We start from the raw sequence: 12,791 nt of genomic DNA, 5'->3' as shown, positions 1-12,791 counted from the left end.
CAGGATGCCCGCCGCTACGCCTCCGCGCGAGGCTTTTCGATCTCCGCGCAGAGCGCGCGGGTGAAGTCGTCGGTGCTCGCGGTGCCGCCGAGGTCGCGGGTGCGCACCTGGCCGGCGCGGTAGACGGCGGTGAGCGCCCGCTCGATCCGGTCGGCCGCCTCGTGCTCGCCGAGGTGCCGCAGCATCATCACGGCGCTCTGCACGAGCGCCGTCGGGTTCGCGTAGCCCTTGCCCGCGATGTCCGGCGCCGACCCGTGCACCGCCTCGAAGACCGCGGCCTCGTCGCCGATGTTCGCGCCGGGCACGATCCCGAGGCCGCCGACCAGGCCGGCGCCGAGATCCGAGAGGATGTCGCCGTACAGGTTCTCCGTCACGAGCACACCGAGCTTGTTCGGCTCGCGGACCATCGTCATGGCCGCCGCGTCCACGATCATCTCGCCGAGCTGGACCTCGGGGTGCCCGACGGCGACGCGCCGCGCGCAGTCGAGCGCCAGGCCGTCGGAGAGCTTCATGATGTTCGCCTTGTGGACGATGGTCACCTTGCTCCGGCCGTGCTGCTTCGCGTACCGGAACGCGAACTCGGCGATGCGCGTCGAGCTGCGCTCGGTCGTGAGCTTGATGCTCTGGGCCACGCCGGGCAGGATCATGAGCTCGAGCCCGGCGTAGAGCCCCTCGGTGTTCTCGCGCACGATGACCATGTCGACGTCGAACCGAGGCTCGACGCCCGGCAGGCTGCGGATCGGCCGCACGTTGGCGTAGAGGTCGAGCGTCTGCCGGAGCGTCACGTTGACCGACCGGAACCCGCCGCCGATCGGCGTGGTCACCGGGCCCTTGAGGGCGATCCGGTTCTTCCGCACGGCGTCGATGACGGGGAGGGGGAGCGGCGAGCCCGTCAGCTTCGCCACCTCGATGCCCGCGTGGTGGATCTCCCAGTCGACGGCGACGCCGGCGGCGGAGACCACGTCCTGAGTCGCCTTCACGACCTCCGGGCCGATGCCGTCGCCGGGGATCAACGTGATGCGATAGGCCATGGGACGTCCCATTAGCAGGTGTGCTGGCGGGAACAATGGGCAAGCGAGCCCGAGCGTACGGCGGGGGACGCGCGCTCGCCTGCCGGCGCGCGCCGCGCGGGGCCGGGGAGGCGCGCGGGGCGACCGGGGGAGGTGGTGCGATGCGCCTTTTACAACCGCGGCCGACCTCGCTAGGGTAGGCCCCCGCACGGCCTGACGGGCCGCTGTCACCCGGAACCGGGCGCGGGCCGGGCCATCCGCCCCCGCCCATGTTCACCAACTAGAGTGAAGGAGCGTGCTCATGCACCCTCGTGTCTTGAAAGGTCGCAGCCTTGCTTTCGCGGCCTTCCTGCCTGCCGTGATCGCGTCGTTCTCGCTGGGGTGCGGTTACTCCGAGGAGGAGTGGAAGGCCCAGCTCGACAAGTACAGCCGCCTTCAGAGCCAGCAACAGAGCACGGAGCAGCGCCTCGCCGAGACCCAGAAGGCGCTCGAGGTGGAGCAGGCGAAGGTCGCGGAGCTGACGAGGCAGCTCGAGGCGGCCGGCGTCGACATCAGCAAGCTGAACGAGAACCTCCAGGCGACGAGCACGCAGGTGTCGCAGCTGAGCTCGACGCTCGAGGAGCGCGAGAAGGCGCTCGCCGAGTTCAAGGCCCGCGCCCGCCAGCTGGAGCAGATCAAGGCGCGCTTCGAGACGCTCCGGAAGAAGCTGGACGAGCTCACGAAGCTCGGCCTCGCGGTGAACATCCGGAACAACCGGATGGTCATCTCGCTGCCGGGCGACGTCCTCTTCGACTCCGGGCGCGAGACGCTGAAGAAGGAGGGCAAGGAGATCCTCCTCAAGGTGGCGACGGTCGTCCGGAACGACCCGTCGCTGCTCAACCGCTACTACCAGGTCGCCGGCCACACCGACAACAGGCCGCTCGCGGGCGGTCAGTTCCGCGACAACTGGGGCCTGTCGCTGATGCGCGCGCGCGAGGTGCTGCTGTACCTGGTCAGCCCGGCCGACATGAAGGGCGGCGGGGGCGCGCTCCCGGTCGCGAAATGGAGCGCCGCGGGCTTCGCGGACACCGACCCGGTCGCGACGAACGACACGGACGAGGGGCGGCAGAAGAACCGCCGGTGCGACCTCATCGTGGTGCCGAGCGTCGAGGAGATGCTCGACCTCAAGGCGATCACGCAGTAGCGCGGGATCGCGCGGCGCGCGCCGCGGGAGCGGCGCGCGCGGCCGCGGTCCGGATCCACGCTCGTCGGGCGCTCGTTCTGCGCCGTCAGGTCGGCTCGGGCCAGCTGCTGTGGCCATCGCCGCCCGGCCAGGGCGGCGCGGTCCTGCGGAACTCGCTCGGCGTCTGGCCGGTCACGGCGCGGAACGCGGCGGCGAACGCGCCGAGGCTCTGGAAGCCGACGTCGACCGCGACCTGCGTGACGCTGGCGCTCGGGCCGGAGAGCAGGTCGAGCGCCCGGAGCACGCGCGCGCGCGTGACGAAGGCGCGCCACGTGACGCCGGTCTCCTCGCGGAACCGCCGCCGCAGGGTGCGCTCGGTCGCCCCGGCGAACGCCGCGGCCCGCGCGAGATCCGCGCCCGCGACGTCGCCGAGCGCGCACGCGATCGCCCGCTGCACCGGCGGCGTCCTGCCGCGGGGCAGCCGGTACGTGGCGCCGCGATCGAGGAGCGGCGCGATGAGATCCGCCATCGCCGCGAAGAAGGTGTCGGCCGCGGCGTCGTCCGGGCGCCGCGCGACCGGCCAGCGGCGCGCGTAGATCACCATCTCGCGCAGGAGCGCGGGCACCTCGAAGACCCTCACGGCCGTGAGGGGGGAGGGGAACGCCGCGGGCTCGAAGTAGATCGAGACGATCGACGCGTCGCGGCGGGTGGTCGCGTGCGGCTCGCCCGCGGGGATGAGCGCGGCGCGCTGCGGGGGGAGCAGGAAGGACGCGTCCTCGACGTCGAGGCGCGCCGTGCCGGCCAGGGGGCAGAGCAGCTGGTGCCGCGCGTGCGTGTGCCAGGCGTAGGTGGCGCCCGGCAGCTCGTCTTCATAGGAGAACGCGCGCGCGGGGACCTGGTCGAGCCCGAGCCTGGCGAGGTGCTCGGCGGTCTCCGTGGGGGTCATGACGCGGGTTTGCACGGCGTGGCCTCTCGGCGACGATCTTTGTCCTGTCGCCGGCAGCCGTAAAGACCGAGGTGGTCCACCTTCGAGCCCCATGAGCCAAGCCGATCCCACGACGCATGATGCGCTGATACAGGAACAGTTCACGAGGCAGGCGAGGCCGTTCGCCGAGGTCGAGGCCCACTCGGCCGAATCCGCCATGGCGCTGCTGCTCGACGCGCTCGCGCCGGCGCCGGGCGACGCGGCCCTCGACGTCGCCTGCGGGCCGGGCATCGTCGCCTGCGCGCTCGCGCCGCGCGTGGCGAGCGTGCGGGGGCTCGACATCGTCCCGGCGATGCTGGACGAGGCGCGGAAGCGACAGGCGAGCCTCGGCCTCTCCAACGTCACCTGGGAGCTCGGCGACGCGAGCCGGCTGCCCTATCCGGACGAGAGCTTTCGCATCGTCACGACCCGCTACAGCTTCCATCACCTGCTGGATCCGCTCGTGACGCTGCGCGAGATGGCCCGCGTGTGCCAGAGGGCCGGGCGGGTCGCCGTGATCGACGTGGCGCCCGCCGAGGACAAGCGGGACGCGTACGACGCCGCCGAGAAGATCCGCGATCCGTCGCACGCGCGGGCGCACACCGAGCGCGAGCTCGGCGCCCTGTTCGACGCGGCGGGGCTCGAGATCGAGACGACCGCGCGGTACAGGCTCGAGGTGGAGCTCGAGGCCACGCTCCGGGCCTCCTTCCCGGAGCCCGGCGGGGCGGATCGGCTCCGGGCCCTCTACCGCGCCGACGTCGGCGTCGACGCGCTCGGCGTCGGCGCGGCGCTCCGGGGGGACGAGGTGTGCTTCGCGTATCCGATCGTCATCCTGGTGGGGCGCAAGCGCGGCTGAGCCGAGCGGCGCCCTCGGCCCGGCGCAACGACGGCGTCGAGGCGCCGGGGCGCGGGAGCTCAGGGGGGCGGCGCGGCCGGGCAGGAGGGGTCGGTCGTCGCCTCGACGTCGTCGACGTGCAGCGTCTCCTGGCCGAGCGGCTCGTCGCAGACGCCGCTGGCTCCCAGCTTGAAGGAGAGGTGCTGGGGCCTGCCCGCCGTGCGCGGATCCAGGCAGATCGTCCGCTGCTTCCAGCGCTCGCTGGCAGGGAGGGCGGCGCCCGGGGTCGAGGAGGCGGTCGCCGCGCGGAGGCCGCTCGTGCGGTACCAGAACTTCAGCGCCGGGCCGGCCGTCCCCTCGGGCGCGGGCACCGTGAACACGGTGGAGGCCGAGGGCTCCCGGCACGGCTTCTTCACGGACAGCGAGAGCGAGACCTCGCCGGAGTGCGCGGCGGAGGCGTCGACGGCGAGCCTGGCGCTGCCGCGCGCGGGATCGTCCGCGTTCAGGACCCACGCCGGCGAGAGGCTCGCGCCGGCGCCGGCGTTCTCGAAGCCGGGGTCGAACAGCGGCGCGTCCCCGGGGCACCGATCGTCGGAGACGAAGGCGAGATCATCCACCGCGAAGTCGCGTTGGTTCTCGTCCGTACACGGCTGGCTGTTCCGGTTCCGATAGGCGAAGGCGAGCCTGTGCGCCATGCCGAGCGCCCACCGGGGCAAACAGACGTGCGAGACCTGCGCCTCGCCCGTGCCCGTCAGCGCCGTCAGCTGGTGCGTGCTCAGCGTGACGTTGACGACCGCGCCCGGGCTGCCCTGGCTCCAGATGCGGAGCGCCGGGTTCGGCAGCGCGGGGGAGGGCAACGGCGCCGAGACCGTGCCCTCGAGCGAGGGATACTGGCAGAAATGCGTGGTGCCGAGATGCCCGCCCTTGCCGCCGCCCAGGCCCAGGCCGCTCTTGACCTCGGAGACGCCGTTCTCCGGCTTCGCCGTCCAGCCCGCGTCGCCTGCCTCGAAGTCGCCGTTCAGCACCTGGCCCGGCAGGGGACAGGCGCTCATCTCGTCCGGTCGAATCGCGACGTCATCGAACGCCAGGATGTAGCCCTGTCCGGCCTCCTGGTCGCACTGTGGAGATCTCCGGGAGGGCCCGAGGAGCAGCTCGATCTGCCCGCCATAGGCGCGCTCTCCCAGGCAGACGCGCTGCGGGGCGAAGGACGAAGAGGGCATGAGATCGAGGTTCGTGAAACCGCCGTTGATGCGGACCCCGACGCCCGGGGGACCGATGCAGCCCAGGCCGGCGTCGCAGGCGACGTGCGCGGCGAACGTGAGGAGCAGCGGCTCGGCGCACGCGAGGTCCGGCATCGTGAGCTGCTGAGAGAAGCCCGCCATCTGGCACACCGCGTCCCGGCCGATGACCCCGGCCCCGGGGTTGCCGTTGCCCTCGGCCTCGGGGTGGACGAGCGCGGCGCCCGTGGCGCTCCAGGTGTCCGCGCTCTGGAACGAGGGATCCTGCGGGCCCCCCTGCCAGACGCACTCGCCGTCGACGATGGCGTATCCGTCGGTGCAGCCGCAGCCCGAGATGCATACGCCGTCCGCGCAGCGGAGCTCGCCGTCGCACTGGCCGAGAGTCCCGCACGGACAGCCCTCCTCTCCGGGAGGACAGCCCCCGCCGCCCGCCTCCCCGCCGGCGCCGCCCGCGCCCTCGGAGGCGCCGGCAGCGCCGCCCGCGCCGTCGCCGGCGCTCCCGGCGCCGCCGCCGCCCGCGCTCCCGGTGCCGCTCTCGCCGCCCTCGCCGTCCCCGCCGCCCGCATCCGCCGCGCTCGACGCTGCGGCGGGAGCGCCCTGCTCCGTCCCGGAGCAAGCGCTCGCGAGCGCGCCGATCAAGGCGCAGCCACAGGTGAGCGCGCGTGTCCACATATCCATCAATTCAAGTTAGCGGTCGAATCATGCACCGGCAAGGCGGATACCGTCTTTGGACAACAAGATAGATAGATAAGGAGATCTCTCAAGTGCTATCGGGCAAAACCGGAGATGGCGACGCCGCGCGCTGAATTCGAGCGCTTCTGCGCGGTGAACGAATGCGCTCGAATACCCATTGAGCGAGCGCGAGCGCCGGTCCGGCGGCGCTTCGCGCGAGCGGCGACCTCCCCACATGAGCTACGCAGCGCGAGCCGGACAGGCGCCGTCGAGGCGCCGTCGGACGTTCAGCGACTCACGACGTGCTCGGGGCAGCGCGTCACGCGTCACTTGCCGGAAGCGGCGCCGGAGGTATCGAGCGCCGCGGGCGGCGCGAAGCTCGAGACGGTGCTCCCCCCGGCGGCCTCTGCGTCGAGGAAGGCCCGCAGCGCGGCGAGCAGCGGCCGCGACGCGCCGACGAAGGGCAGGTGATCGTCGCCCGGCAGCTCGACATAGCGCGCGCCGCGGATGCGGCCGGCCAGGTCGCGCCCGGCCGCCGCGGGGACGGCCCGATCGCCGGCCCGGTGCAGCACCAGCGACGGGGCGCTCACCAGGCCCAGCGTGGACCGGATGTCGGCCGCCGCGTGCGCCCGGAGCATGCGCGCCGCCCCGCTCGGGCTCGCGCCGTGGCGCAGGTACGCCGCCCAGGAGCGCCGGAACGCGGCGTCGTCCGCGGCCGAGGGGGCGAGGCGATCGAGGAAGAGCGGCTCGCCCCAGCCGCTCCGCAGCGCGCGCTCGGCCTCCTCGGCGTCCTCGCCGCTGAGGCCGAAGAGGCACCCGGGCCAGGCCGCCATCTGCGCCGCGCTCCCGAGCGCGATCAGCGCGCGCGCACGCGCCGGGTGCGCCGCCGCGAGCAGCGCGCACGGCGCGAAGCCGCCCCCCACGCCGAGGAGCGCCGCCCGCTCCACGCCGGCCGCGTCCAGAACGGCGAGCAGATCCTCGGCCTGCTGCTCGGCGGGCGCGCCGGCGCCCTCGCGCTCGCTCATGCCGGTGCCGCGCTGATCGAGCACGACGAGCCGCGCCCGCGCGCCGAGCTCGGCGAAGAACCTGGACATGAGCGCGTCCTCCCACGCGGCCTCCACGTGCGTCACCCACCCCTGGACGAGCACCAGATCGAGCGGCCCGTCGCCCGCGGCCCTGTAGGCCAGGCTCGCGTCCGCGCTCGTGGCGAACCGGGTCTCCGCCGCGAGCAGCGGCGCCGGCGTCCGCGCCGAGGAGACCGCCGTCCCCCGCGCGGCCTCGAGCCCGCGCCGCATCGCCTCGGCGACCTGCGCGTACGCGCCCGCCCACGCCCGCGCGGTGGCGGGCGACCACGCGTCGCCTTCCAGCTCCTCGAGCGCCTCGAGCAGCGCCCGGCCCACGGCGTCGAAGTGCTCGGGCAGCGTGGCGTAGGCCGCGTGGCGGCGCCCGAGCGCCTCGAGCATCTCGACCAGCTTGTCCGGCGCGCGCAGGTTGTCGATCACGAGCTGCAGCGCCGCGGCGAGCTTGAGCCGCTGCTCGCGCATGTCCGGCGGGAACAGCGCCCGGAGCGCCGGCTCCCGATCGAAGAGCCGCTCGTAGAAGCGCGAGACGAGCTCCTCGGCGCGCGGCGCGAGGCGCGCGAAGGAGGCGCCCACGACGTCCGCGTCCGTCTCCGGCGACCCCGCGGACGCGGGCCCGGAGCGCACGATCTGGAACGCGCGGCAGAGCGCCTCGGTCTCCTCGAGCGCGGCCTGCACCTCCTCGGCCGACGCGAAGCGCGCCGCGGGATCGCGCAGGACGCAGCGGTCGATGACCTCCGCGAGCATCTCCGGGACGTCGGGGCAGAGCGAGCGGAGCGGCGGGAGCGCGCGCGCCGTCACCCAGCTGGCGATGGCGTGCAGGTCGAGCCCGGCGTGGGGCAGCCGGCCCACGCACAGCTCGTAGAGGACCAGCCCGAGCGCGTAGACGTCGGACTGGAGCGTGCCGGCGGTCCCGGTCCAGAGCTCCGGCGCGAGGTAGAGCGGCGTGCCCATCATCGTGCCGCCGTGGGTCAGGCCGGCGGCCTCGAGCGCGGGGGCCGCGTCGGCCTCCATGAGGATCGCGGTCGTCGCCGCCGACACGTCCGAGAGCGTCCGGCGCGCGGGCGCGCCGGGGGGCCTCGACGAGACGCGCCGGCCCGCGTCGCGGCCGGTGGGCCGGTCGACGAGCTTGGCGAGCCCGAAGTCGAGCAGCTTCACCTCGCCGTTCGCGTCGAGCATCACGTTCGCCGGCTTGATGTCGCGGTGCAGGACGCCCCGCCGGTGCGCCGCGGCGAGCCCGCGCGCGAGGCCGAGCGCGATGCGCAGCGCGGCCTGCCACGGGACCGGCTTCGGGAGCAGCTCGAGCGGCTCGCCCTCGACGAACTCGTAGGCGATGTAGGGCCGCCCGCGCACCTCGCCGATCCGGAAGACGGCGACGACGTTGGGGTGCTGGAGGCGCGCGATCGCGCGGGCCTCGACGCGCAGCCGCTCGATGGTCCTCGGATCGGGGTTGTCCGCGGCGACGAACTTGAGCGCGACGGGCCGGTCGAGGACCTCGTCGTGGGCGAGGTACACCTGCCCCATGCCCCCGCGGCCGAGCGACCTGACCACGCGGTAATCGTCGAAGGTGGAGGGCGGCGCCCACGGCTCCGAGGACGACGGCGGCGGCTCGGCCTCGCCGGAGCGGCGCTCGGTCGAGGGGAGCAGGAGCGGCGCGCCCACGTCGCTCTCGCTCGGGCGCGCCGAGATCGCGGCGCGGCAGTCGGCGCAGCCGTCGACGTGCGCGCGCAGGGTCGCCGTGGCCTCGTGCGGGAGGCGGCCCTCGAGCCAGGCGGCCAGGGCGTCTTCGGACGGGCACGGGATCATGCGCTGCGGTTCTCCGGAGCGGCATTCTCCGTGCGAGGAGTGTTCCGCGCAATGGCGGCGGGGGCTCTGCCGCGCTGCGCCGCTGCCGTCGTGAGACGGTGCCCGTCTGTCCCGGCCGCGCCGCGTCGACGCGCGGCGCGGGCCCCGCCGAGGAGCGCGCTCGAGGCGCGCGCGGGGCACATCGCCGGCGGCGGACCGGCAAAGGAGCGCTCGCGGCGCGCGCGGGGCATATCGCCGGCTGTGGACCGGCGCAGCCGCGGTGTCACGATCTGGAATTCTATGAGCAAGTCGAAGCCACCGCCGAGCCCAGCGCCCCGGTCGGAGACGGTGCGGCAGACGCTCCTGGAGGAGCTGCGCAGGGGCGCCGCGACCGCGTGGGAGCTCTCCGGGCGCCTCGGGCTGCGCGAGCGCGACGTGACGCCGCACCTCGAGCACCTCGCGCGCTCGCTGCGCGCCCGCGGCGAGCGGCTCTCGATCGCGCCGGCGCGCTGCCTGCGCTGCGGCTACGCGTTCGACGAGCGGCGCTCGCTGGCGAAGCCGAGCCGCTGCCCGGCGTGCCGCGGGGAGCGCATCGAGGCGCCGCGGTTCCGCGTCGACGCGGGCGAAGGGTGACCCTCCCCGCGGCCGCTCACAGCGTCGGCCGATCGAGCTCGCGCTCCGCGGCCTCGTCGATCGTCGCCTCCGGCGAGCCCGCGGGCGCGGGGCCGAGCTGCACGATGGCGCGCAGCGCCTCCATCGCCTCCTCGACGGCGCCCTCGCGGCCGAGCCCCCGCAGGCTCCACGCCTTCACGTAGAGCGCGCGCTTTCGCAGCGCCGCGCCCGCGGGGCCGCGGAGCGCGGCGTCGCAGGCGCTCACGGCCTCGTCGAGGCGCCCCGCCGCGAACGCGAGGTTGGCCAGCGCGAGGTGGGCCTCGGGCGCCTCTCGCGACGCCGGGTGCTCGAGGGCGAGCTGGCGCAGCCGCGCCTCGGCGCCGCGCAGGTCCCCGCTGTCCTGGAGCGCCTGCGCGAGCCTGAGGAGCGCCGAGGGCCGCTGCGCCGCCGCGCGCAGCGCCGGCGCGTCGACGAGCGCGGCGTAGGCCGCGACGGTCCTCGAGAGCACCCGCGCGGCCTCCGCCTCGAGCGCCGCCCGCCGGGCCTCGGCGCGGTCGCCCGCGGCGCCGGCCTCCGCGGCCTCGTCGAGCACGAAGAGCTGCACGCCGATCGCGCGGTGGCGGCTCGCCAGCGACTCCGCCTCACGGAAGAGCCGTTCCGCCGCCGCGCCCGCGTCTGCGTGGCCGGGGCGCGCCGGAGCCGCCGCGCCCGCGTCTGCGTGGCCGGGGCGCGCCGGCGCTCCCCCCGCGATGCACCCCGCCGAGGCGAGGGCGAGGGCCGCGAGGGCGGCGAGCCGCCGCGCCGCCGCCCTGCGCGGCTCCGTGAAGCTCCCGGCGGCCCCCGCTGCGCTCTCCAGCACCCGTGACACTCCCTCTCCTCGTGGACCCGCCTGCAGCAGAGGACGCGAAACGCCGCGCCCCTCGCGAGCCGAACGGCGCGGGAAGATAGCGGCGGATGCCCCCGCGACCAGGCCAATCGGCGGCGAGCGCGCCGATTCTCGCCCTGCTGCCGCGCGGAGATCTGGGCCTTTCGAGCGCCGTGCGCGGCGGACCACACGCGGCGCGCCGGGCGGAGCGAGGCGCCGCCGCGCGCTCCGCCTCGGCCCATCCATTGCGTCTCGGCCTTCATCTTCCCCGTCCGCGCCGTCGCTTCACACCGGGCGGGGAACGCACCGAGATGGAGAGTCACGACATGGCGACAAAGGTGAACTGCCTCCCGTTCACGATGCCCTCGATGCCGCGCCTCGGGCTCGACGACCTCGAGGACCGCTTCAGGCGCCTCTCGCTCCTCATGTACGACACGGGCGCTCCGCTCGCGACGCTGGAGAAGGAGGTTTATCCCTACCTCGCCCCTGGCATCGAGTTCGTCAATCCGTGGCGGCGCGTGCGCGGCGTCGAGACGTACCAGGTCGACCTCTCCGGGGCGCGCGGCGGCCCCCGCTTCGACCTCGACGTCTCGCAGCTGAGCGTCCGGCTCTGCGCGCCGCGCGACGCGGGCCGCGCCGTCGTCGACGGCACCCTCTACCTGAGGCTGTTCCCGCGCTGCGCGTACCCGATGCGGGTGATCCTGACGTACGAGTTCGACCTGATCGATGGAGGCGAGAGCTTCAGGATCACGCGTCACGAGGAGATCTGGCGCGTCGGGGACATCCTGCGGAAGCTTCCATTCATCGGCCGCTCCTACGACGTCTTCCGGTCCTGCTCGGGTTACGTCTTCACCGGGGCGGTGCTCCTCTCCCGCGCCCTCGCCTCCCGCGCCCTCGCCGGCCGGCCGGCCGGCCCCGCGGCCGCGCGGGCCGCGCCCGCGCCCTCGCGCTGAGCGGCCCGGGCGGCGAGCGGGCGATCCTCTCCACGCTCCCCGAAGCATCCCGATGCAATCCCGACGCGACACAGCGCAATGCGCAATGACGGAGCACGGAGCATGGAGCACGAAGGACGTCCCGCTTGACGAGCCCGGATCGCCGCGATATGACTCCCTTCGTGAGCTCCCGTCTCACCGCGACCACGACGACCACTACCCGCACCGGCGGGATGGTTCTCGTGTGCATGCGATGAGCTGACGATCCACGAGACACCAAGCCCCGCCGGAATCCGGACGGGGCACGTCGCTTTTCAGCGCTCCGTCTGGCCCGGCCACCGCCGACGGAGACTGACATGCTCGACGAAGACGATCATCGTTATCTGGGCCAGCGCCTCGATCTGTTCCACCTCCAGGAGGAGGCGCCTGGCATGGTGTTCTGGCACGCGCGCGGCTTCACGCTTTATCGCCTCCTGGAGGAGGCGGTCCGGCGCCAGATGATGCGCGACAGCTATCGAGAGGTCCGCACGCCGCTGATCCTGCGCCAGGCGATCTGGAAGGCGAGCGGCCACTGGGACAACTTCTCCTCGAACATGTTTCGGCTGTCCGAGGAGGATCACGCCGCCGCCATCAAGCCCGTGAACTGCCCGGGTCACATGCAGATCGTGGCGCGCATGGCGCCGTCGTACCGGGATCTGCCGCTCCGGATCGGCGAGCTCGGCATGGTGCACAGGGACGAGCCGAGCGGCACGCTGCACGGCCTGTTCCGGCTGCGGCAGTTCACTCAGGACGACGGCCACATCTTCTGTGTCGAGGAGCAGGTCGAGGACGAGGTCGTGCGTTTCGCGAGCGCGCTGCGCGACTTCTATGCCGGCTTCGGCTTCCACGACATGGCGGTCGGCTTCTCGACGCGCCCCGCCGAGCGCTACGGGAGCGACGCCGTGTGGGACCGGGCGGAGGCGGCGCTGTCCGCCGCGGCGAGGAGCGCGGGGCTCGAGTACCGCCTCCAGCCCGGGGAGGGGGCCTTCTACGGGCCCAAGCTCGAGTTCGTGCTGCGCGACCGGCTCGGGCGGAGCTGGCAATGCGGGACGATCCAGCTCGATCTCGTGCTGCCGGAGCGCTTCGACATCACCTATGTAGAAGCGTCTGGCGCGCGCCGGCGACCAGCGATCCTCCACCGCGCGCTGTTCGGCAGCGTGGAGCGCTTCCTCGGCATCCTGCTCGAGCATTACCGGGGCGCGCTGCCGCTCTGGCTATCTCCCGAGCAGGTCGTCGTGGTGCCGGTGACAGACGCGCAGCGCGCTTATGCCGACGAGGTCCTCGAGCGCCTCCGCCAGAAGGGGGTGCGCGCGATCCTCGACGCGGGCGACGATACGCTGTCGCGGAAGATCGCCCTCGCGCACGCCGCCTCGATCCCCCTGGTCGCGGTGGTGGGCAAGCGCGAGGCGGAGCGCCGCTCCGTGGCGCTCCGGGAGCGCGAGGGCGGACAGCAGCGCGAGCTCCCGCTCGACGAGGCCGTCGTCGATGTCGTGCGGCGGTGTGAGCCGCAGGCCTGAGCGCGCGCCGGCGATCTCCCGGAACCAGGCGCCCGCGCGCGTGTCGTACGGATCCCCGGAGCCCTGATCTCCCCGGCCCGG

10 protein-coding genes are annotated in these 12,791 nt (G+C 74.1%); 5 read left to right on the top strand and 5 right to left on the bottom strand.

What is annotated here, in order from left to right:
• Positions 1–14: 14 nt before the first annotated feature.
• Entirely contained in the window at positions 15–1,031 is a 1,017-nt protein-coding gene (locus NQZ70_RS38680) for an isocitrate/isopropylmalate dehydrogenase family protein (protein ID WP_129578710.1), read from the bottom strand.
• A gap of 280 nt (positions 1,032–1,311) precedes the next feature.
• On the opposite strand from NQZ70_RS38680, the gene NQZ70_RS38675 reads away from it, so the two are divergent.
• Positions 1,312–2,193: an OmpA family protein gene (locus NQZ70_RS38675; protein ID WP_129578709.1), complete on the top strand. Its 882-nt coding sequence runs from the start codon at positions 1,312–1,314 to the stop codon at positions 2,191–2,193.
• Between the two features lie 85 nt (positions 2,194–2,278).
• On the opposite strand, the gene NQZ70_RS38670 is transcribed toward NQZ70_RS38675, so the two are convergent.
• Positions 2,279–3,118, bottom strand: a complete 840-nt coding sequence (locus NQZ70_RS38670) for a helix-turn-helix transcriptional regulator (protein ID WP_129581825.1) — start codon at positions 3,116–3,118, stop codon at positions 2,279–2,281.
• Between the two features lie 91 nt (positions 3,119–3,209).
• On the opposite strand from NQZ70_RS38670, the gene NQZ70_RS38665 reads away from it, so the two are divergent.
• Positions 3,210–3,992 (top strand): class I SAM-dependent methyltransferase, encoded by a 783-nt coding sequence (locus NQZ70_RS38665; protein WP_129578708.1) that lies wholly within the window; start codon positions 3,210–3,212, stop codon positions 3,990–3,992.
• Positions 3,993–4,051: 59 nt separating this feature from the next.
• Here NQZ70_RS38665 and NQZ70_RS38660 read toward each other — a convergent pair whose 3' ends face one another.
• The gene (locus NQZ70_RS38660; RefSeq protein WP_129578707.1) at positions 4,052–5,887 is read right to left on the bottom strand and encodes a hypothetical protein; all 1,836 of its coding nucleotides are present in this window, start codon (positions 5,885–5,887) and stop codon (positions 4,052–4,054) included.
• 320 nt (positions 5,888–6,207) lie between these two features.
• Entirely contained in the window at positions 6,208–8,766 is a 2,559-nt protein-coding gene (locus NQZ70_RS38655) for an alpha/beta fold hydrolase (RefSeq protein WP_129578706.1), read from the bottom strand.
• Between the two features lie 279 nt (positions 8,767–9,045).
• Here NQZ70_RS38655 and NQZ70_RS38650 point away from each other — a divergent pair, with 279 nt between their 5' ends.
• Complete coding sequence (locus NQZ70_RS38650; RefSeq protein WP_129578705.1) at positions 9,046–9,378, top strand: transcriptional regulator; 333 nt, start codon at positions 9,046–9,048, stop codon at positions 9,376–9,378.
• A gap of 16 nt (positions 9,379–9,394) precedes the next feature.
• Here the strand turns inward: NQZ70_RS38650 and NQZ70_RS38645 are convergent, their stop codons facing one another.
• Positions 9,395–10,225, bottom strand: coding sequence for a tetratricopeptide repeat protein (locus NQZ70_RS38645; protein ID WP_207217597.1), 831 nt, complete (start codon positions 10,223–10,225; stop codon positions 9,395–9,397).
• A gap of 323 nt (positions 10,226–10,548) precedes the next feature.
• Between NQZ70_RS38645 and NQZ70_RS38640 the strand changes: the two genes are divergently transcribed.
• The gene (locus NQZ70_RS38640) at positions 10,549–11,175 is read left to right on the top strand and encodes a hypothetical protein (protein WP_129578703.1); all 627 of its coding nucleotides are present in this window, start codon (positions 10,549–10,551) and stop codon (positions 11,173–11,175) included.
• Positions 11,176–11,510: 335 nt separating this feature from the next.
• Positions 11,511–12,710 carry a threonine--tRNA ligase gene (gene thrS, locus NQZ70_RS38635; protein ID WP_129578702.1) on the top strand — a complete coding sequence of 400 codons (1,200 nt, stop codon included), beginning with the start codon at positions 11,511–11,513 and terminating at the stop codon, positions 12,708–12,710.
• Positions 12,711–12,791: the final 81 nt, after the last annotated feature.

This window comes from Sorangium sp. So ce836, from assembly GCF_028553905.1.
Lineage (GTDB): Bacteria > Myxococcota_A > Polyangia > Polyangiales > Polyangiaceae > Sorangium > Sorangium cellulosum_D.
This window is presented reverse-complemented; position numbering and strand designations above follow the sequence as displayed.

Bases quoted from the DNA above. Each gene is read 5' to 3' on its own strand.
- NQZ70_RS38680 (WP_129578710.1), bottom strand. From the start codon at position 1,031: ATGGCCTATCGCATCACGTTGATCCCCGGCGACGGCATCGGCCCGGAG.
- NQZ70_RS38675 (WP_129578709.1), top strand. From the start codon at position 1,312: ATGCACCCTCGTGTCTTGAAAGGTCGCAGCCTTGCTTTCGCGGCCTTC.
- NQZ70_RS38655 (WP_129578706.1), bottom strand. From the start codon at position 8,766: ATGATCCCGTGCCCGTCCGAAGACGCCCTGGCCGCCTGGCTCGAGGGC.
- NQZ70_RS38670 (WP_129581825.1), bottom strand. From the start codon at position 3,118: ATGACCCCCACGGAGACCGCCGAGCACCTCGCCAGGCTCGGGCTCGAC.
- NQZ70_RS38660 (WP_129578707.1), bottom strand. From the start codon at position 5,887: ATGGATATGTGGACACGCGCGCTCACCTGTGGCTGCGCCTTGATCGGC.
- NQZ70_RS38640 (WP_129578703.1), top strand. From the start codon at position 10,549: ATGGCGACAAAGGTGAACTGCCTCCCGTTCACGATGCCCTCGATGCCG.
- NQZ70_RS38665 (WP_129578708.1), top strand. From the start codon at position 3,210: ATGAGCCAAGCCGATCCCACGACGCATGATGCGCTGATACAGGAACAG.
- thrS (WP_129578702.1), top strand. From the start codon at position 11,511: ATGCTCGACGAAGACGATCATCGTTATCTGGGCCAGCGCCTCGATCTG.
- NQZ70_RS38650 (WP_129578705.1), top strand. From the start codon at position 9,046: ATGAGCAAGTCGAAGCCACCGCCGAGCCCAGCGCCCCGGTCGGAGACG.